The 913-nt window shown below is 54.5% G+C and carries 2 protein-coding genes and 1 pseudogene; all 3 read right to left on the reverse strand.

The annotated features are described in order from the left end of the window. Nucleotides 1–204: hypothetical protein (locus tag AC1DH9_RS29920; protein WP_477809426.1), on the reverse strand; the 204-nt coding region annotated here is incomplete at its 3' end. Further along, a complete protein-coding gene (locus tag AC1DH9_RS29925; RefSeq protein WP_427546979.1) occupies nucleotides 201–827 on the reverse strand; it encodes an acetyltransferase in 627 nt (208 codons plus the stop codon). The genes AC1DH9_RS29920 and AC1DH9_RS29925, both read right to left, overlap by 4 nt. Continuing rightward, nucleotides 824–913, reverse strand: a pseudogene (locus AC1DH9_RS29930) (sugar transferase); the annotation flags it as partial. The gene AC1DH9_RS29925 and the pseudogene AC1DH9_RS29930, both read right to left, overlap by 4 nt.

Genomic DNA, 913 nt, shown 5'->3' on the forward strand with positions numbered 1-913 from the left:
CTCTTGCCCCGTCCAATAGTTGACTTTATTGGAGAGAATCACGTCGCGAACCGCATCAGCCTCATCAATAGTGAAAGAGGGCCAAGGAGAAAATGGTGTATTCAACACAGCCAGTACCCGTAGATTAAAAATAAAGGATCTCGCGAAGCATCCATTCAAATACGCCGTATCAAGTGCAATGACGCCTTGTACAACGCAGGTCAAGTCCTGAAAAACACCTTTGCCGGAACACCGAGCACCGTCACCGAGTCTTCTACATCGCTTACCGCAACCGCCCCGGCGCCGACAGTTACGCCTGCGCCGATCCGAATCAATTGCCTGACACTAGCGCCAATACCAATCCAACTCAGATTGCCGACCCGAACACCGCCCGCCAGTCTAGCACCGGGGCTGACATGGACGCACTCACCCAAAACACAATCGTGATCAACGCTGCAACCGGTATTCAGAATCGCCCCCGGACCTATCACCGCGTCAGCATTCACCACTACACCTGCGAATACTACTGACCCAAGGCCGATAGATGCTCGCCGACTGACAGTGGCCGCCGGATGAACCAACGAAACCAGAGGAGCCCCTCTCTGAGCAAGCTCATCAAGCTTGGCCTTGCGAATTGAGTTGTGCCCTATCGCAACGACTACCCCGTCATAGTGCGAGAGCTGCTCTATCAACGACGAAGTGTCTCCAACGACACTCCAACTGCCATTCGTCGCCTGCGCAGGCCAGCCGTCTGCAAAAAAATCTACATGCTCCCACCCACAGCATTCTGCAGTATCGGCGACCACCTTACCGTGCCCACCCGCCCCGAGAATGGCCAAACGTTTCATGGCTTGTTACCGGTGAATTTCGACATGGTGACCTCCCCGTCGGCGCTGATTCCTTCGCGCACTACAACCTTCTTGAGGGTCAATAG

Source organism: Pseudomonas sp. 05T35 (assembly GCF_056396605.1).

Bases quoted from the DNA above. Each gene is read 5' to 3' on its own strand.
- AC1DH9_RS29925 (WP_427546979.1), bottom strand. From the start codon at position 827: ATGAAACGTTTGGCCATTCTCGGGGCGGGTGGGCACGGTAAGGTGGTC.